Origin of the sequence: Streptomyces sp. R35 (genome assembly GCF_041053035.1) — a bacterium.
GTDB classification, from domain to species: Bacteria; Actinomycetota; Actinomycetes; order Streptomycetales; family Streptomycetaceae; genus Streptomyces; species Streptomyces lutosisoli.
In genome coordinates, this window is record NZ_CP163440.1 from 8743028 (window position 1) to 8761814 (window position 18787).

The 18787-nt window shown below is 69.4% G+C and carries 17 protein-coding genes; 11 read left to right on the forward strand and 6 right to left on the reverse strand.

The annotated features are described in order from the left end of the window. The first annotated feature begins 42 nt into the window (after positions 1-42). On the forward strand, positions 43-1722 hold the full coding sequence (locus AB5J50_RS39295; protein WP_369263441.1) for an AMP-binding protein: 1680 nt from the start codon (positions 43-45) through the stop codon (positions 1720-1722). Then, entirely contained in the window at positions 1719-3326 is a 1608-nt protein-coding gene (locus tag AB5J50_RS39300; protein ID WP_369263442.1) for an AMP-binding protein, read from the forward strand. Before AB5J50_RS39295 ends, AB5J50_RS39300 begins: the two co-directional genes overlap by 4 nt. Here AB5J50_RS39300 and AB5J50_RS39305 read toward each other — a convergent pair. After that, positions 3323-4198: a hypothetical protein gene (locus AB5J50_RS39305; protein ID WP_369265636.1), complete on the reverse strand. Its 876-nt coding sequence runs from the start codon at positions 4196-4198 to the stop codon at positions 3323-3325. The genes AB5J50_RS39300 and AB5J50_RS39305 overlap by 4 nt on opposite strands. A 320-nt stretch (positions 4199-4518) precedes the next feature. Between AB5J50_RS39305 and gcl the strand changes: the two genes are divergently transcribed. Both gcl and AB5J50_RS39315 read left to right on the forward strand, forming a co-directional pair. Next, the gene (gene gcl / locus AB5J50_RS39310; RefSeq protein ID WP_369265637.1) at positions 4519-6294 is read left to right on the forward strand and encodes a glyoxylate carboligase; all 1776 of its coding nucleotides are present in this window, start codon (positions 4519-4521) and stop codon (positions 6292-6294) included. A 178-nt stretch (positions 6295-6472) separates the two neighbouring features. Next, the gene (locus tag AB5J50_RS39315; protein WP_369263443.1) at positions 6473-7339 is read left to right on the forward strand and encodes an alpha/beta fold hydrolase; all 867 of its coding nucleotides are present in this window, start codon (positions 6473-6475) and stop codon (positions 7337-7339) included. 302 nt (positions 7340-7641) lie between these two features. Here the strand turns inward: AB5J50_RS39315 and AB5J50_RS39320 are convergent, their stop codons facing one another. From AB5J50_RS39320 to AB5J50_RS39335, 4 genes are all read right to left on the reverse strand, one after another. Then, entirely contained in the window at positions 7642-7872 is a 231-nt protein-coding gene (locus AB5J50_RS39320) for a hypothetical protein (protein WP_369263444.1), read from the reverse strand. 440 nt (positions 7873-8312) lie between these two features. Further along, a complete protein-coding gene (locus tag AB5J50_RS39325) occupies positions 8313-9770 on the reverse strand; it encodes a catalase (RefSeq protein WP_327432833.1) in 1458 nt (485 codons plus the stop codon). Between the two features lie 221 nt (positions 9771-9991). Beyond that, positions 9992-10885, reverse strand: coding sequence for a 2-hydroxy-3-oxopropionate reductase (locus AB5J50_RS39330; protein WP_369263445.1), 894 nt, complete (start codon positions 10883-10885; stop codon positions 9992-9994). Positions 10886-10929: 44 nt separating this feature from the next. Then, positions 10930-11787 carry a TIM barrel protein gene (locus AB5J50_RS39335; protein WP_369263446.1) on the reverse strand — a complete coding sequence of 286 codons (858 nt, stop codon included), beginning with the start codon at positions 11785-11787 and terminating at the stop codon, positions 10930-10932. A 138-nt stretch (positions 11788-11925) separates the two neighbouring features. Between AB5J50_RS39335 and AB5J50_RS39340 the strand changes: the two genes are divergently transcribed. The 7 genes from AB5J50_RS39340 to AB5J50_RS39370 all read left to right on the forward strand — a co-directional run bounded on the left by AB5J50_RS39340 (position 11926) and on the right by AB5J50_RS39370 (position 17752). Further along, positions 11926-12186, forward strand: a complete 261-nt coding sequence (locus AB5J50_RS39340; protein ID WP_369263447.1) for a hypothetical protein — start codon at positions 11926-11928, stop codon at positions 12184-12186. After that, a complete protein-coding gene (locus AB5J50_RS39345; RefSeq protein ID WP_327432837.1) occupies positions 12183-12560 on the forward strand; it encodes a helix-turn-helix domain-containing protein in 378 nt (125 codons plus the stop codon). The genes AB5J50_RS39340 and AB5J50_RS39345 overlap by 4 nt, the downstream gene beginning before the upstream one ends. A 157-nt stretch (positions 12561-12717) precedes the next feature. Beyond that, positions 12718-13233, forward strand: coding sequence for a 2-oxo-4-hydroxy-4-carboxy-5-ureidoimidazoline decarboxylase (gene uraD, locus AB5J50_RS39350; protein WP_369263448.1), 516 nt, complete (start codon positions 12718-12720; stop codon positions 13231-13233). Beyond that, positions 13230-13619, forward strand: a complete 390-nt coding sequence (gene uraH / locus AB5J50_RS39355; protein WP_327432839.1) for a hydroxyisourate hydrolase — start codon at positions 13230-13232, stop codon at positions 13617-13619. The genes uraD and uraH overlap by 4 nt, the downstream gene beginning before the upstream one ends. 5 nt (positions 13620-13624) lie before the next feature. Continuing rightward, positions 13625-14557 carry a factor-independent urate hydroxylase gene (pucL, locus tag AB5J50_RS39360; protein WP_369263449.1) on the forward strand — a complete coding sequence of 311 codons (933 nt, stop codon included), beginning with the start codon at positions 13625-13627 and terminating at the stop codon, positions 14555-14557. A 161-nt stretch (positions 14558-14718) separates the two neighbouring features. Further along, complete coding sequence (locus tag AB5J50_RS39365; protein ID WP_369263450.1) at positions 14719-16095, forward strand: 8-oxoguanine deaminase; 1377 nt, start codon at positions 14719-14721, stop codon at positions 16093-16095. 325 nt (positions 16096-16420) lie between these two features. After that, positions 16421-17752, forward strand: a complete 1332-nt coding sequence (locus AB5J50_RS39370; protein ID WP_369265638.1) for a nucleobase:cation symporter-2 family protein — start codon at positions 16421-16423, stop codon at positions 17750-17752. Between the two features lie 66 nt (positions 17753-17818). Here AB5J50_RS39370 and AB5J50_RS39375 read toward each other — a convergent pair whose 3' ends face one another. Continuing rightward, positions 17819-18634 carry a chitosanase gene (locus tag AB5J50_RS39375; RefSeq protein WP_369263451.1) on the reverse strand — a complete coding sequence of 272 codons (816 nt, stop codon included), beginning with the start codon at positions 18632-18634 and terminating at the stop codon, positions 17819-17821. Positions 18635-18787 lie beyond the last annotated feature (153 nt).

An 18787-nucleotide genomic window follows, 5' to 3' on the forward strand; every position in this document is an offset into this window, starting at 1 on the left:
AATACACGATGGTAGGCGGCTGTCCGGCAACGAGGAGGACACATGACGGCGACGACGAGCGCGACCGACGAGTTTCGCGCCGCGCGGGACTTCCTGCTGGCGCACCGCGAGGACTACGCGACGGCCTACGAGGGGTTCGGCTGGCCCCGCCCGCAGTACTTCAACTGGGCACTCGACTGGTTCGACGTCATCGCGCGGGGCAACGACCGCACCGCCCTGCACATCGTCGAGGAGGACGGGAAGCGCACCGAGGTCTCCTTCGCCGGGATGTCCGAGCGCTCGAACCAGGTGGCCAACTGGCTGCGCGCGCAGGGCGTGGGCGCCGAGGACCGCGTCCTCGTCATGCTGGGCAACCAGGCCGAACTGTGGGAGACGGCCCTCGCCGCGATGAAGCTGCGCGCCGTCGTCATCCCGGCCACCCCGCTGCTCGGCGCCGCCGACCTGCGCGACCGCGTCGAGCGCGGCCGGGTCCGGCATGTCGTCGTCCGCGCCGAGGACGCCGAGAAGTTCGACGAGGTGCCCGGCGACTACACCCGGATCACCGTCGGCGGGTCGCGTCCCGGCTGGCGGTCGTACGAGGAGACGTACGCCGCCGACCCGGCCTTCGCGCCCGACGGGCCCACCCGGTCGGACGACCCGCTGATGCTCTACTTCACCTCGGGCACCACCGCCCGCCCCAAACTCGTCGAGCACACGCATGTCTCGTATCCGATCGGTCATCTGGCGACCATGTACTGGGTCGGGCTCAAGCCCGGAGACGTGCACCTGAACATCTCCTCGCCCGGCTGGGCCAAGCACGCCTGGTCCAACCTCTTCGCGCCTTGGAACGCGGAGGCGACCGTCTTCATCCACAACTACACACGCTTCGACGCGGGCCGGCTGATGGCGGAGATGGACCGGGCGGGCGTGACGACGTTCTGCGCCCCGCCCACCGTCTGGCGCATGCTCATCCAGGCCGACCTGACGCAGCTGCGCACGCCGCCGCGCGAGGCCGTCGCCGCGGGCGAGCCGCTCAACCCCGAGGTCATCGAGCAGGTGCGGCGCGCCTGGGGCGTCACCATCCGGGACGGCTTCGGGCAGACCGAGACGGCCGTCCAGGTCTCCAACAGCCCGGGGCAGCAGCTCAAGACGGGCTCGATGGGACGGCCCAGCCCCGGCTTCCGCGTCGAACTGCTCGACCCGGTGTCGGGTGCGCCCGGGGCATCGGAGGGGGAGATCGCGCTCGATCTGTCGGCGCGGCCCGTGGGCCTGATGACCGGCTACCACGGCGACGCCGACCGCACCGCCGAGGCCATGGCGGGCGGCTACTACCGCACCGGCGACATCGGCGCGCGCGACGCCGACGGCTACATCACGTACGTGGGCCGAGCGGACGACGTCTTCAAGGCCAGTGATTACAAGATCTCTCCCTTCGAGCTGGAGAGTGCGCTGCTGGAGCACGAGGCGGTCGCGGAGGCGGCCGTCGTGCCGGCCCCCGACGAACTGCGGCTCGCCGTGCCGAAGGCGTACATCGTCCTCGCGGCGGGTTACGAGCCGGGCCCCGACACCGCCAAGGTGCTCTTCGAGCACTCGCGCACGGTCCTCGCACCGTACAAGCGCATCCGCCGCCTGGAGTTCGGCGCCCTCCCCAAGACCGTGTCCGGCAAGATCCGCCGGATCGAGCTCCGCGAGGCCACGGCCGCGGGTTCGGACGCCGAGTACCGCGAGGAGGACTTCCGGTGACGGAGCTGTCGTACGCCCATGGCACGAGCACCACCTCCCTGCTCGGGGACACGATCGGGGCCAACCTGGACCGGGCGATAACCGCGTTCCCTTCGCGAGACGCGCTGGTGGACGTGCCCTCCGGACGCCGCTGGACGTACGCCGAGTTCGGCGCCGCGGTCGACGAGGTGGCACGGGGGCTGCTCGCCAAGGGCGTCATGAAGGGCGACCGCGTCGGCATCTGGGCGGTCAACTGCCCCGAGTGGGTGCTCGTCCAGTACGCGACCGCGCGGATCGGCGCGATCATGGTGAACATCAACCCCGCTTATCGCGCTCACGAGTTGGAGTACGTGCTGAGGCAGGCGGGGATCTCGGTCCTGATCGCCACGCAGGAGCACAAGAACAGCGACTACCGGGCCCTGGTCAACCAAGTCCGCGAGAAGTGCCCGGAGTTGCGCGAGACGGTGTACATCGGCCACCCGTCGTGGGACGCCCTGACGGCGGGTGCCGCGTCGGTTCCCGCCGGGCAACTGGCCACCGTGGCTGCCGAGTTGAGCTGCGACGACCCGGTCAACATCCAGTACACCTCGGGCACGACGGGCTTCCCCAAGGGGGCCACCCTCTCCCACCACAACATCCTCAACAACGGCTACTGGGTGGGCCGTACGGTCGGTTACACCGAGCACGACCGGGTCTGTCTGCCCGTGCCGTTCTACCACTGTTTCGGCATGGTGATGGGGAATCTGGGTGCCACCTCGCACGGCGCCTGCATCGTGATCCCCGCCCCGTCCTTCGACCCGGCGGCCACGCTGACGGCCGTACAGCAGGAACGCTGCACGTCGCTGTACGGCGTCCCGACCATGTTCATCGCGGAGCTGAACCTCGCGGACTTCGTGACCTACGACCTGTCCTCCCTGCGCACCGGCATCATGGCGGGCTCGCCCTGCCCGGTCGAGGTGATGAAACGGGTGGTCGCCGAGATGCACATGGAGGAGGTGTCCATCTGCTACGGCATGACCGAGACCTCGCCGGTGTCCCTGCAGACGCGGAGGGACGACGACCTGGAGCACCGCACGGGCACCGTCGGCCGCGTCCTGCCGCACATCGAGGTGAAGGTCGTCGACCCGGTGGACGGCGTGACCCAGCCACGCGGCACCGCCGGCGAGCTGTGCACCCGCGGCTACAGCGTGATGCTCGGCTACTGGAACGAGCCCGAGAAGACCGCCGAGGCCATCGACCCCGGCCGCTGGATGCACACCGGGGACCTGGCCGTGATGCGCGAGGACGGCTACGTCGAGATCGTCGGGCGCATCAAGGACATGATCATCCGGGGTGGCGAGAACATCTACCCGCGCGAGATCGAGGAGTTCCTGTACGCCCACCCGAAGATCGCCGACGTCCAGGTGGTCGGCGTACCTCATGAGCGGTACGGCGAGGAGGTGCTCGCCTGCGTCATCCCGCGCGACCCGGCCGACCCGCTCACCCTGGAGGAGCTGCGGTCCTTCTGCGAGGGGCAGCTGGCGCACTACAAGATCCCCAGCCGGCTGCGGATCCTGGAGGCCTTCCCGATGACGGTCTCGGGGAAGGTGCGGAAGATCGAGCTGCGGGAGACGTACGCCGACTAGCGCGCGTCGGGGTCGGCCGTGGTGGCGATGAGTTCGTCGGCCGGGATGTTCGCCGGCTGCGGGGTCCCCGTGAGGTCCAGCACGAAGAGGGGGACGCCGAGGGTGTCGGCGCGGACGCGGGCGTCGTCGGCGTAGCCCGCGAGGGAGAAGTACACACAGCCCGCCGACTCCGTCATGGCCGTCAGCCACAGGCACTCCACGTCGCGCAGTGAGGCCGGGCGCACGGTGGGGTCGACCTGGGCCAGGATGCCGCGGGCGGCGAGCCCGATCCCGGACGGCGGCCGCTGGTCCGCCCGCCGGATGTCGCGGTAGCCGAGCCAGCGCAGGTACAGCGCGGCCGCGGTGACGGCGTCCCGGGCGGTACGGATGGTGACCGGCTGGAAGGCCGGGCGGGGTGCGGACGAGAGGGCGTGCGGCAGACGCCCGGTGTCGTGCGGTGAATCGGTTCTGTCCTGCGGGGTTCTCGTCACGCCTTTCCGCGTGTCGTCCTGCGCGCCGTCGGCCGTGTGCGGGCGGGCCTCCGCGGCGGTCCGTGCGCGGGATTCCCCGTTTCCGTCGGGGTGCGTGTCGGTGACGGTGCCCGGCGCGAGCTTGGCGCGCTGCGGTCGCCGTACCCCTCGCACCGGAATCCGCAGCATCGTTCCGCAGGAGCAGCCCAGCTCGGGGTGGGGCCACTGGCTGTCGCGGCCGCAGGCCTCGCAGCGGACCATGACCCAGTCGTCGTCCCAGACGCGGTGCGCGACGGGCGACGGATCCGCGAGGCGGTCGAGCGGAGGCGTCACGGGCGCGCCGCACACGCACGGATACGACGGTGCTGCGTAGAGATGCTCGCGGCGGCAGGCCGGACACCGCACCGGCACGCTCTCGGCCATGGCCCACTCCAGGACGTCACGTCGGGACAGCGGGTCCATCGTCCTCCAGGGAGGGGGCCTGCGGCAGGGAAACGGTTCGACAACATCCGCGGGACACCGGTGGGGGGCAACGCACCACACCTTTGGCGGATCCGCTCCTGCCCACTCTTGACGCTCCTCACGGCTCCGCTTACATTGCTTCCAGATAGTAGAAGTTAGTTTCCGCAATACGGAATCCGGACAGGGGGCCGCTGCGGAACCGCAACGGAATCGCCAGCTCTCCGCGGGGCGCGACGAGAGCGCGAATCCGACAGCCGAAGCAGGAGTACTCCATGGCTCGTATGACCGCTGCCCGCGCGGCAGTCGAGATCCTCAAGCGCGAGGGCGTCAGCAACGCGTTCGGCGTCCCGGGCGCGGCGATCAACCCCTTCTACGCGGCCCTCAAGGCGTCCGGCGGGATCAACCACACCCTCGCCCGGCACGTCGAGGGCGCCTCCCACATGGCGGAGGGCTACACCCGGACCCACCCGGGCAACATCGGCGTCTGCATCGGCACCTCGGGTCCCGCCGGCACCGACATGATCACCGGGCTCTACTCCGCCATCGGCGACTCGATCCCGATCCTGTGCATCACGGGCCAGGCTCCGACCGCCGTGATCCACAAAGAGGACTTCCAGGCCGTCGACATCGCCTCGATCGCCAAACCGGTGACGAAGATGGCGGTCACCGTGCTGGAGCCCGCGCAGGTCCCCGGCGTCTTCCAGCAGGCCTTCCACCTCATGCGCTCAGGCCGTCCGGGCCCGGTCCTCATCGACCTGCCCATCGACGTCCAGCTCGCCGAGATCGAGTTCGACCCGGAGACGTACGAGCCGCTCCAGGCCTACAAGCCCGCCGCCACCCGCGCCCAGGTCGAGAAGGCGATCACCCTCCTCAACGAGTCCGAGCGACCCCTCATCGTCGCCGGCGGCGGTGTCATCAACGCCGACGCCGCCGAACTCCTCGTCGAATTCGCCGAATTGACGGGCACCCCGGTCATCCCGACCCTCATGGGCTGGGGCATCCTCCCGGACGACCACGAGCTGAACGCCGGCATGGTCGGCCTCCAGACCTCGCACCGCTACGGCAACGCGACCTTCCTGGAGTCGGACTTCGTCCTCGGCATCGGCAACCGCTGGGCCAACCGCCACACCGGCAAGCTGGACGTCTACACGGCCGGACGGAAGTTCGTCCACGTCGACATCGAGCCCACCCAGATCGGCAAGATCTTCGCGCCCGACTACGGCATCGCCTCCGACGCCAAGGCCGCGCTGGAGCTCTTCGTCGAGGTGGCACGGGAGTTGAAGGCCGCGGGCAAGCTCCCCGACCGGTCGGAGTGGGCCGCGGACGCGCAGGAGCGGAAGGCGGCGCTCCAGCGGCGTACGCACTTCGACAACATCCCGATCAAGCCGCAGCGCGTCTACGAGGAGATGAACAAGGCCTTCGGCCCGGAGACCCGCTACGTCACCACCATCGGCCTCTCGCAGATCGCCGGCGCCCAGATGCTGCACGTCTACCGGCCGCGCCACTGGATCAACTGCGGCCAGGCGGGCCCGCTCGGCTGGACGATCCCGGCCGCGCTCGGCGTCGCCAAGGCGGACCCGGACGCCCAGGTCGTCGCGCTCTCCGGCGACTACGACTTCCAGTTCATGATGGAGGAACTGGCCGTCGGCGCCCAGCACAAGATCCCGTACGTCCATGTCCTGGTGAACAACGCCTACCTGGGCCTGATCCGTCAGGCGCAGATCGGTCTGGACATCAACTTCCAGGTCAACCTGGAGTTCGAGAACATCAACTCCCCGGAGCTGGGCGTCTACGGCGTCGACCACATCAAGGTCGTCGAGGGCCTCGGCTGCAAGGCGATCCGGGTCACCGACCCGAGCGAGCTCGGCGCCGCCTTCGAGCAGGCCAAGAAGCTCGCCGCCGAGTTCCAGGTCCCGGTCGTCGTCGAGGCGATCCTGGAGCGCGTCACCAACATCGCCATGAGCAAGACGAACGACATCAGCAACGTCGTCGAGTTCGAGGAGATCGCGACCGAGCCGGGCCACGCGCCCACCTCGATCAAGCCACTGAAGGTCTGACACGACGCTGAAGGTCTCACGCGATGCCGAGGGTCTGACACGACGCTGAGGGTCTGACAAGACGCCGCAGGTCCGTTACGCGCTTCTCGACAGGGGCGGCTCATCCGGGGGGTGAGCCGCCCCTTCGCCGTGTCCGGGCGGTCTTCACACGCCCCCACCGACCCGGCATCCTCGCCCCATGCGAATGACCGTCCCCACGCCCCTGGGCGACATCGCCGTCCGTTGCCACGGCGCGCCCGGTGCCCCCGCGCTGCTGCTTCTGCACGCCAACCCCGGGGACGGCCGCGACTACGACGCCGTCCTGCCCGCCCTCGCGGACCGCCACCGTACGTTCGTCGTCGACTGGCCCGGCTACGGGGAGTCCACGGCGCCCGAACCCCAACTGGTCACCCCTGAACGGCTGGTGGAGGCCGCAGAGCGGGTCCTCGACGCGCTCGCCGATGAGCAGGGCGTCCGCGAGATCGCCGTACTCGGCAACAGCGTCGGGGGTTACGTCGCCTGCCGTCTCGCCGAGGGGCGCCGCGCGGGGTCGGTGACGGCGCTCGTCCTGGTCGACCCGGCGGGCTTCACCCGGCACACCGCCCTCACCTGCTGGTTCTGCCGCGAGGTGATGGGCCGCCCGGCCCGTGCCCGCCGACTGGTCGTCCCGCTGGCCCGCGCGTACCTGGGCCGGCTCGGCACGCCGAGCTCCCGGGCGACGTTTGCGCGCGCCCGTCAACTACCGCGAGACGCCCGGCGGCTGGCGGTGCACTGCGCCATCTGGCGGGGCCTCGCGGACCCGGACTTCGGCGTGGCGGACCCGGCCGTCCTGGACGTGCCGATCCTGCTGCTGTGGGGGAGACGCGACCCGGTCGTCCCCGCGCTCCTGGACGGCCGCCGTGCCGTGCGGGCGCTCCCTGTGCACACGGTGCGTGTCCTGCTGCCGACCGCCCATGAGCCGTACAACGAACGTCCGGACCTCTTCCTGCGCCACACCCTGCCGTTCCTGAAGGATCCGTGGGCGCTCAGTCCGGGCCTTCGCCCCAGCCGGCCCCGCCGTCGCTGAAGCCGATGCAGGGCCCACCACGCAGCAGCGCGACGGCCTGAGCCTCAAGCCCGACCGCCGCGCTCCTGACCATGGTGCTACCCCCGTACCCCCGTACCCCCGTACCCCCGTACCCCCGTTACGGGGCCCGCCGCCCCCGTGCCGGCGGGCCCCGTGTGCCGAGAATGTGCCCTCATCCGGGGTGAGTTGAAGCCCCTGGGGCAGTGTTCAGAGCTTGATTTGAGGGTTCCGTAGGACGTCTACGCCCGGTTGTGTACGTCTGGAGTCCGTTTGTGCACGTCCGGGCCGGGCGGCAGCGGTCCTCATTGGGCCGGGTGCTCCGACAGGCCCGGCCAGTCGTCGGGGCCGCCGCCCTGCCAGTCGATGATGTCGCTCTCGTCGACCTCGATCTCGTCCAGGTCGACATCGGCCTGGCGCAGGATCTCGACGACGTCGTCGAGGTGATACGCGATACCGAGCGTCTTGTCCCCCGCGGTGACCCTCCGGGACCCGTCCAGACCCGGGGTGTGCACGATGATGCTGGGATAGTCCATGCCTTCAGGCTGCTGCGCGACGGCGGAATCCGCACCCTGAACACACCCGCGCACCCGGACCGGAGCACGGGCACACAGCAGAGCGCCGGGTACGGGACCGTCCGCACCCGGCGCTCTGGGCCGGTGAAGCTGTGAGGTTGTTGCCGTCCGACGGCGCGAGGCTGGGCGCGACAGGACGTTCGCGCCGCCGGACGGAGTCGGTGATCGTGCCATGAGGCTGGGACCGCGGCGGATGCGACGGAACCGGGACTGTCCTTCCCTCAGGTCGAGAAGGGGGTCTCGGGACCTTCACCACCGCACTGGCTCGCACGCCGCCGCGGTCCTTGCTTCGCCCGCCGTACCGAGGACCACCCCTCATCCGGGTCGCTCGGTCCTCGCGGGCTGCGCGTACGGCCCTGACCTCCCGTCAGGGACCGCACACGGGCTGGGTGTCGACGGACTCAGTCCTCGCGCAGGGCGCGGACCGCCTCCTCCACGCGCTTGCCGTACTCCGGGTCGGCGGCGTGGAAGTGGGCGAGGTTCTTCTCGATCACGTCGTCGCGGGAGACCTGCGAGAGGCCGCCGGCGATGTTCGCGACCAGCCGGGACCGCTCCTCGGCCGACATCAGGCGGTACAGCTCACCCGCCTGGAAGAAGTGGTCGTCCTTGGTGTGCAGCGGGGCCTCGTGGGTGCCCGTGTGGCCGTTCACCGCGAGCGGGGCCGACAGCGGGCGGCCGGTCTCGGCGGGGCCGTCGTACGAGTTGGGCTCGTAGTTCTTGGCGGCGCGGCCCTGTGCGTTGGACGCCATGAGGCCGTCGCGGCCGTAGTTGTCCGCCGTCGTCGCCTTCGGGGCGTTCACGGCCAGCTGGGTGTGGTTGACGCCCAGGCGGTAGCGGTGCGCGTCCGCGTAGGCGAACAGGCGGCCCTGGAGCATCTTGTCGGGGGAGGGGCCGATGCCCGGAACGAAGTTGTTCGGGGAGAACGCGGCCTGCTCGACCTCGGCGAAGACGTTGTCGGGGTTGCGGTCCAGGACCAGGCGGCCCACCCGCTGCAGCGGGTAGTCCTTGTGCGGCCACACCTTGGTGAGGTCGAAGGGGTTGAAGCGGTAGTCCGCCGCTTCCGCCGCCGGCATGATCTGGACGTACAGCGTCCAGGACGGATTCACGCCCCGCTCGATGGCCTGGAGCAGGTCCGTCTGGTGCGAGTTCGGGTCCTTGCCCGCGATCTCGGCGCCCTGCTCGCTCGACAGGCTGCGGATGCCCTGGTTCGTCTTGAAGTGGTACTTGACGAAGAAGGCCTCGCCCTCGGCGTTCGTCCACTGGTAGGTGTGCGAGCCGTAGCCGTTCATGTGGCGGTACGAGGCCGGGATGCCGCGGTCGCCCATCAGCCAGGTGATCTGGTGCGTGGCCTCGGGGGCGTGAGCCCAGAAGTCCCAGACGTTGTCCGGCTCCTGCTTGCCCGTGAACGGGTCGCGCTTCTGCGAGTGGATGAAGTCGGGGAACTTGATCGGGTCCTTGATGAAGAAGACCGGCGTGTTGTTCCCGACGAGGTCGTAGTTGCCGTCCTCGGTGTAGAACTTCAGCGCGAAGCCGCGCGGGTCGCGGACCGCGTCCGCGCCACCGAGGTTGTCGGCCACGGTCGAGAAGCGCAGGAAGACCTCGGTGCGCTTGCCGACGCTGTTCAGGAAGTCGGCGTACGTGAAGCCCGTGACGTCGTCGGTCACCTCGAAGTAGCCGTACGCACCGGATCCGCGGGCGTGCACCACGCGCTCCGGGATGCGCTCGCGGTTGAACCGGGCGAGCTTCTCCAGGAGGTGCTGGTCCTGGAGGAGGAGCGGGCCACCGACGCCGGCGGTGGCGGAGTTCTGGTTGTCGGCGACCGGGGCGCCGGACTCGGTCGTGAGCACGCGCTTCGACATCAGGGACCTTCCGTACGAGGGGGCAGCGGCGTCTGCGGAAATCTTCTTCCGCTTTGTGGACCTTCCGCTTTGTGGAGCCTAGGTTCGGGGTGATCTGAACGTCAACAGTTTGTTGAAGGTCGGTTGTGGTGCAGATGAAGCAGATGAATCCGGGCCGCGGCGGCGCTTGGGCGCGACAGGACAGGTGTCAGCGCCGCCGCGGCCCGGAAGTCGGGGAGGGCTCAGATCTGTGCGCCGGAGAGGCGCTCGACCGCGCGCAGCAGCGCGGAGTGGTCCAGGCCGCCGTCGCCCTGCGCACGCAGCGAGGCGACGAGCTGGGCGACCACGGCGCCGACCGGCAGCGCGGCACCGACATTGCGGGCGGCGTCCGTGACGATGCCCATGTCCTTGTGGTGCAGGTCGATACGGAAGCCCGGCTTGAAGTCGCGGTTCAGGAAGTTGTCCTTCTTGCGCGTCAGCACGGTGGAGCCCGCCAGGCCGCCGTTGAGGACGTCGAGCGCGGCCTTCAGGTCCACGCCGGACTTCTCCAGGAAGACCACGGCCTCGGCGCACGCCTGGATGTTCACGGCGACGATCAGCTGGTTGGCCGCCTTCACGGTCTGACCCGAGCCGTGCGGACCGCACAGCACGATGGTCTTGCCGAGCGCCTCGAAGATCGGCTCGGCCTCGTCGAAGTCGGCCTGCTCGCCACCGATCATGATCGACAGCACGGCCTCGACGGCACCGGCCTCGCCGCCGGACACCGGGGCGTCCAGGACGCGGATGTCCTTGTCCTTCGCCGCCTTCGCGAGGTCCACGGAGGTCTGCGGCGTGATCGACGACATGTCGATCAGCAGCGCGCCGGACCTCGCGTTCTCCAGGATGCCGTCAGGACCGTACGAGATGGCCTCGACCTGCGGGGACGCGGGCACCATCGTGATCACGACGTCGGCGTCACGCACGGCCTCGGCGATCGAGCCGGCGGCCTTGCCGCCGGCGGCCGTCAGGCGCTCCAGCTTGTCCTGCTCCAGCGTGAAGCCGGTGACGTCGTACCCGGCCTTGATCAGGTTCTCCGACATGGGGGAGCCCATGATGCCGAGACCGATCCATGCCACCTTGGGAAGAGTGCTGCTCATGAGGGTGCCTCTCTAACTGCTGTGATACGTCGATGAGTTGCCGCTCAGCGGGCGGCTCGGGCCTCGGCGGGCAGCCAGTCGAAGGCCTCCGCGCTCGGGCGGTCGCCCGGCTTGTACTCCAGGCCGACCCAGCCCTCGTAACCGGCCTTGCCCAGCTGGTCGAGGAGGTCTTCCAGGGGGAGGGTGCCGGTGCCGGGGGCGCCGCGGCCGGGGTTGTCGGCGATCTGTACGTGGCCGGTCTTCGACGCGTACTGCTCGATCACCGCCGGCAGGTCCTCGCCGTTCATGGACAGGTGGTAGAGGTCCATGAGGAACTTGGCGTTGCCGAGCCCGGTCCCCTCGTTGACCTTGTCGACCACGTCGACGCCGGCCGGGGCGGTCACCAGCGGGTAGTTGGGCGACTCGGGCTTGTTCAGGGTCTCGATCAGGAGGATCGCGCCGATCCGGTCGGCGGCCCGGGCCGCGAGCACCAGGTTCTCCAGTGCGAGCGCGTCCTGCTCGGCCGGGTCCACGCCCTCGACGCGGTTGCCGTACAGGGCGTTGAGGGCCTTGCAGCCCAGCGACTGGGCGAAGTCAGCGGCCACGTCGATGTTGGCGCGGAACTTCTCGGACTCCGCGCCGGGGATCGACAGTGCGCCCCGGTCCGGGCCCGGCAGCTGCCCGGCGTAGAAGTTCAGGCCCGTCAGCTGGACGCCCGCGTCCTCGATCGCCTTCTTGAGGGCGTCGAGCTCGGACTGCTCGGGGGTGGCGGAGTCGACCCAGGGCCACCACAGCTCGACCGCGCCGAAGCCCGCCGCGGCGGCGGCCGCGGGGCGCTCCAGGAGCGGGAGTTCCGTGAAGAGGATCGACAGGTTGACGTTGAAGCGCTGCTCTGCGGCTGTGCCCGATTTAGAAGCCGGCATGGGGTCGGCGCTCCCTTCCGTTCGAGTGATTCCGTATTGCGGAAGTTCGTTTCTGCTTAATGGAAGATTGCCGTCGTGTGTCGCGGCTTGTCAAGAGGGGGCTGCCGGGAAATCCGCGTCGCGCAGTAGGTTGAGCCCGTGCGATTGAGAGTGGAGTTCACGACCGAGCCCTTCGACCTCGACGAGGCGCCCCGGCATGCGCTGGTCGCCCGCGAGGTCATCGAGGCGGCCGAACTGGACGCCGTGGACGTCGGCCCGTTCGGCAACACCGCGGAGGGCGGCGCGGACGCGGTGCTCACCGCGGTCGACGCGCTGCTGCGCAAGGCTCTGGAGGCGGGCGCCACCAGGGTCTCGCTCCAGGTGAACGTCGTAGACGCTGCCGGGGAGGGTGATAAGTGACCGGTATCGGGGACGACCCCTTCGTGACGGCGGTCAAGCCGCTGGTCGACGCCATGGGGGGCGAGATGCTGCCGCCCGACCAGGCCGGCGCCGACGACGTCGTGCTGTCCTGGGAGGGTACGGACGTCGTCGCCGTACGCCTGCCCCAGCTCGCCGACTCCCTCGACCACATCCTGGCCGCCTTGGAGCGCAAGCAGGGCAAGCCGCTGGCCGATCTCGACCGCAAGGCCAAGCAGGAGGTCGTGCGCATACTGGAAGCGCGCGGAGCCTTCTCCGTGCGGCACGGTGTGGAGACCGTGGCGGGCGCGCTCGGAGTGAGCCGCTTCACCGTCTACAACTACCTGAACAGGGAAAACGCCGCGAAGGGTCAGTGACTCGCGCCTCTTGCGTGCACCTGTGCGACCCGCCGCCGTCCGGACTTCCCGGGCGGCGGTTTTTGTTACCCGAAGTTTTCAACAAAGTGTTGACGTGGTGTTTCCGAGGGCGTTAGCTATCCGCAGCCCGTCCAGAACAAGGCCACGGAGGCTTCCCGTGACTTCGAGTACGACACCTGGCGGTCTCGCCCGGTTCAACGCCCTGGAGGAGCGCGCGGCCCTCGCCGCCCTCCACGAGGCGTGCGCCTCATCGGCCTGGGGGAGCGCCCTGCTCGCCCGCCGCCCCTACGCCACCGCCGACGACCTCTTCGCCGCGAGCGACGCCGCCATGGCCGAGCTGACCACCGCGGACCTGGAGGAGGCGATGGCCGGGCACCCGCCGATCGGGCGGCCGAAGCCCGGTGACCCGACCTCCTCCCGGGAGCAGCGCGGCATGGCCGGCGCCTCCGAGGAGCTCAAGGCTCAGATGCTCGAACTGAACCTGGCCTACCAGGAGAGGTTCGGCCACGTCTTCCTCATCTGCGCCACCGGCCGGACCGGCGAGCAGATGCGGGACGCGGTCAAGGAGCGGATCGGCAACTCGCCCGAGCAGGAGCGCGAGATCGTCCGCTCCGAGCTGGGCAAGATCAACCGCATCCGTCTGACCAATCTCGTACAGGAAGATGAGGCATGAGCACCGACACCACGGCCTCCGTGTCCACGCACATCCTGGACACCAGCGTCGGCCGCCCCGCCGAGGGCGTCGCCATCCAGCTCGCGGCCCGCTCCGGGCGTGACGCGCACTGGCAGGCGCTCGGCGGGTCCGCGACCGACGCGGACGGCCGGTGCAAGGATCTTCCGGCGCTGCCGGAGGGGACGACCCACGTACGGCTCGACTTCGAGGTCGAGGCGTACTTCGAGAAAAAGCAAGCCGATGCGCAGCAGGACGCCCCCGCGAATCGGGACAGCGGCGCGTTTTTCCCCGAGGTGGCGATTACCTTCGCCGTCAAACCGGGCGAGCACTACCACGTACCGCTGCTGCTCAACCCGTTCGGCTACTCCGTTTACCGAGGGAGCTAGCAGACATGCCCACGATTCTGGGACAGAACCAGTACGGCAAGGCCGAGAACCGCGTCGTCAAGATCACCCGCGACGGCGACACGCACCACATCAAGGACCTGAACGTGTCGGTCGCGCTGAGCGGCGACATGCAGGAGGTCCACCTCTCGGGCTCCAACGCGAACGTCCTGCCGACGGACACCACCAAGAACACGGTGTACGCCTTCGCCAAGGAGTACGGCATCGAGTCCGCCGAGCAGTTCGGCATCCACCTGGCCCGGCACTTCGTGACGAGCCAGGAGCCGATCAAGACGGCGCGCATCCGCATCGAGGAGTACGCCTGGGAGCGGATCGAGACCTCGGACGCCAACTCCAAGTTCATCGGCGCCGACGAGGTCAAGCACTCCTTCGTACGCAAGGGCCAGGAGACCCGGGTCACCCAGATCACCTTCGACGGTGAGAAGTGGGAGGTCATCTCCGGCCTGAAGGACCTCGTCGTGATGAACTCGACGAACTCCGAGTTCTGGGGCTACGTCAAGGACAAGTACACGACGCTCCAGGAGGCGTACGACCGCATCCTGGCCACCCAGGTCTCCGCCCGCTGGCGCTTCAACTGGAGCGGCGACGAGCAGAAGATGCCCAACTGGGAGAAGTCCTACGACCAGGTCAGGAAGCACATGCTCCAGGCCTTCGCGGAGACGTACTCGCTCTCGCTCCAGCAGACCCTCTACCAAATGGGTTCGCGGATCATCAACAACCGCAGTGAGATCGACGAGGTCCGCTTCTCCCTCCCGAACAAGCACCACTTCCTGGTCGACCTCAAGCCGTTCGGGCTCGAGAACGATACCGCCGATGGGGCTGTCTACTTCGCGGCCGACCGTCCGTACGGCCTCATCGAGGCCACCATCCTGCGCGACGGCTGCGAGCCGCACATCCCGGTCGACCTCACCAACCTGTAGGACTGCACCCAGTAGTCCTGCTGCTCCAGCCCCGACGCGTGCGCCGGCGTCAAGTCCCAGGGGAGAGCGGGGGCATCTGCGCAACAACAGCACCACGGACCCGGTCGTCACCCCGCTCGACCCCCGGGTCCGTCCGCCAATGGGAAGAACGAGGAACCACCGTGGCAGCTTCGCGCATCGTGATCGAGAACTGTTCCATCGCGACCGTGGACGCGGGTGACACCGAGTACACCTCGGGCCACATCGTCGTCGCCGACAACAAGATCGAGTCGGTGGGCGCGGGCAAGGCCCCCGAGAACCTGGAGAACGTGGTCCGCCGCATCGACGGCACCGGGCACCTGGCCACCCCCGGCCTGGTCAACACCCACCACCACTTCTACCAGTGGATCACCCGCGGCCTCGCCACGGACCACAACCTCTTCAACTGGCTCGTCGCGCTCTACCCGACCTGGGCGCGCATCGACGAGCAGATGGCGTACTCCGCCGCGCAAGGTTCCCTCGCCATGATGGCCCGCGGCGGCGTCACCACCGCCATGGACCACCACTACGTCTTCCCGAAGGGCTCCGGCGACCTCTCCGGCGCCATCATCCGGGCCGCCCGCGAGATGGGCGTCCGCTTCACCCTCGCCCGCGGCTCCATGGACCGCAGCGAGAAGGACGGCGGGCTGCCGCCGGACTTCGCCGTCGAGACCCTCGAAGGCGCCCTCGCCGCCACCGAGGCGACCGTCGACGAGCACCACGACGCGTCCTTCGACGCCATGACGCAGATCGCCGTCGCGCCCTGCTCGCCCTTCTCCGTCTCCACCGAACTCATGAAGCAGGGCGCCGAGCTGGCCCGCCGCAAGGGCGTACGGCTGCACACGCACGGCTCGGAGACCGTCGAGGAGGAGCAGTTCTGCAAGGAACTGTTCGGCATGGGCCCGACCGAGTACTTCGAGTCGACCGGCTGGCTCGGCGAGGACGTGTGGATGGCGCACTGCGTCCACATGAACGACTCCGACATCGCCGCCTTCGCCCGCACGAAGACCGGTGTGGCGCACTGCCCGTCCTCCAACGCCCGTCTGGCGGCCGGCATCGCCCGCGTCCCCGACATGCTGGCGGCCGGCGTCCCGGTCGGCCTCGGCGTCGACGGCACCGCCTCCAACGAGTCGGGCGAGCTGCACACCGAGCTGCGCAACGCCCTGCTGATCAACCGCCTCGGCGCCCACCGTGAGGCCGCCCTGAACGCCCGTCAGGCGCTGCGCCTCGGGACGTACGGCGGCGCCCAGGTCCTGGGCCGCGCCTCGCAGATCGGCTCCCTGGAGCCGGGCAAGCTCGCCGACATCGTGCTGTGGAAGCTGGACACCCTGGCCCACGCCTCGATCGCCGACCCGGTGACCGCGCTGGTCTTCGGCGCGGCGGCCCCGGTCACCCTCTCGCTCGTCAACGGCAAGCCGGTCGTCGAGGACAGCCGCCTGCTGCACGTCGACGAGGACGCCATCGCCCGCTCCACGCGGGACGAGGCGCAGCGCCTCGCGCGGATCGCCGCGCAGGCCTGAACAGTTGAAGATCTCCGGCTGAGGGGGACGGCCCTCAGCCGGTAGCCGTGGGCCCGAGCGGGGTCCATGGCGGCCGTCTCCGGGGAGCGTGCGTGGACGCGCCTGCTCCCCGGAACGGTCTCCGTGACAAAGATCCCTTTTGTCGCGGTCATCGTCCCGGTCCCGCACGACCGCGCATCACCTCCCTGAACCCCGCGTCAATGCCGACGTGTAACCGACCGGAGGAGCCGCCGTGGCCGACCAGCCCGAGCCGAGCACCGATGCAATACCAGCCCCAACCGCCGACTCCAAGCACCCAGTCGACGAGAAACTCCCACCCCTGAAGATGGCGACCACCGGCCTGCAGCACGTGGCCGCCATGTACGCGGGAGTCGTCGCCCCACCCCTGATCGTCGGCGCGGCCATCGGCCTGTCCGCCACCGAACTGACCTTCCTGACCGGCGCCTGCCTGTTCACCGCGGGCCTCGCCACCTTCCTGCAGACCCTCGGCTTCTGGAAGATCGGCGCCAGGCTGCCGTTCGTCAACGGAGTCACCTTCGCCGGTGTCGCGCCCATGACCGCGGTCGTCGCCTCCACCAAGGACAAGAGCGACGCGCTGCCGATCATCTTCGGCGCGGTCATCGTCGCCGGCGTCCTCGGGTTCATAGCCGCCCCGTTCTTCAGCAAGGCGGTCCGCTTCTTCCCGCCCGTCGTCACCGGCTCCGTGATCACCCTCATCGGTGTCTCGCTGTTGCCGGTCGCCTTCGGCTGGGCGCAGGGCCCCAACCCCGCGGCGGACGACTACGGTTCGACGACCTACCTGGGGCTGGCGGCGGCGACGCTCGTCATCGTGCTGCTGCTGCGCCGCTTCACCCGCGGCTTCGTCAAGCAGATCGCCGTGCTGCTCGGCCTGGTCATCGGCACGCTCGTCGCGATCCCCTTCGGCGTCACGGACTTCAGCCCGGTGGCCGACGCGGACGTCGTCGGCTTCCCGACGCCGTTCCACTTCGGCGCCCCGCAGTTCCAGGTCGCCGCGATCGTCTCGATGATCGTGGTCATGGTGGTCTCGATGACCGAATCGACCGCGGACATGCTGGCGTTGGGCGAGATCGTCGAGCGCCCCGCCGACGAGAAGACCATCGCGGCGGGCCTGCGCGCCGACACCCTCGGCTCGGCGCTCAGCCCGCTGTTCAACGGCTTCATGTGCAGCGCCTTCGCGCAGAACATCGGCCTGGTCGCGATGACGCGGATCCGCAGCCGGTACGTCGTCGCCACCGGCGGCGGTTTCCTGGTGCTGATGGGCCTGTGCCCGATGGCCGCCTCGCTCATCGCCGTCGTACCGCGTCCCGTCCTCGGCGGAGCGGGCGTCGTCCTCTTCGGCTCGGTCGCGGCCAGCGGCATCCAGACCCTCGTCCGGGCGGGCCTGGAGAAGGACAACAACGTCCTGATCGTCGCCGTGTCGCTCGCGGTGGGCATCATCCCGATCACCGCGCCGGAGTTCTACCACGCGTTCCCGGAGACCGCGAAGATCGTCCTGGACTCGGGCATCTCGACGGGCTGCATCGCGGCCGTGGCCCTCAACCTCGTCTTCAACCACCTCGGCAAGGGGCGGGACGCGGACGAGGTGACCCATCCCATGGAGGCGGGCGAGGACCTCAAGGCGGTCCCCGCCCACTGACGGCACGGGCAAACGGAGGGCGCGGTACCCCTGGGTGCCGCGCCCTCCGCCGTCCCGGTCCCTCCGTCAGCCGATGTGGTAGCTGTCCCCGTACACCTTCCAGTCCAGCGGTGTGTTCAGGTTCAGGTTCCCCTTGCGCAGGAAGACCCGCTGCTCGGTGTCCACCCTGCTGGTGTCGGAGTGGGCCTCCTCCTGCTTCATGGCCCACACCCGCGCGTCGAGGAAGGCGTTCAGATACGTCACCTCGTTGCCGCCCCGGGACGGCGGCTGGGCCTTGGCCAGTGCCCGCCGGCGGATGCTGCTGAAGCTGGTGCTGTCGCCGCCGTCGCCGTGCATCACGATGGCGTCGTAGTACGTGAACTGGCCGAGTACGCCGATGCCGTCGGCCTTGCCCTGCTTGACGGCCGGGTTGAAGTAGACGCGGTCCCGCTCGTCGTTCTGGGCCTGCTGGAACGCCGAGTCCTGGGCCGCCCTGCGCCAGTCGCCCTGGAAGCCGGGGTCCAGGCCTTCGTGGGAGTCGCTGCCGTTCACGTCGCGCAGCGCGGGCAGGTACTTGGCCAGGACGTTGCCGGGCTTGCGCTGTGTGTAGAGCTCGACGAGGTCGAGCATGTCGCCGGTGCCGGAACAGAAGCCGATGATCCCGGCGGTGTAGCCGCGTCCGTCGCCGATGTCCTCGATGTACTTGTACTGCGCCTTCCAGTCCAGCGAGGAGTTCTCCGCGCTGGAGACCAGCTTCATGGCGATCTCCTTCTTCGCCGGGTCGTCCAGACCGGCCGCCGCGGCGGTCGCGGACTGGGTCGCGAGGACGGGGCCTGCCACCAGGGAAGCTCCGATCAGGGCGAGCAGGGTGCGACGCGAAGTGCGTATGTGGGGGGTGTGCACGGTACCTCCGATGAGGGGAGTGTGTCGTTGGCGCGTACTGTTAGGAAAGTTTCCTACCAGAGATTGGGGGTGGCGTACACCCGTCAGGGCAGGGCGAGTTGACGATCCCGTGCCGACTGCCGAGCGGTACTGGGCTACGGTCTGAGCGCACAG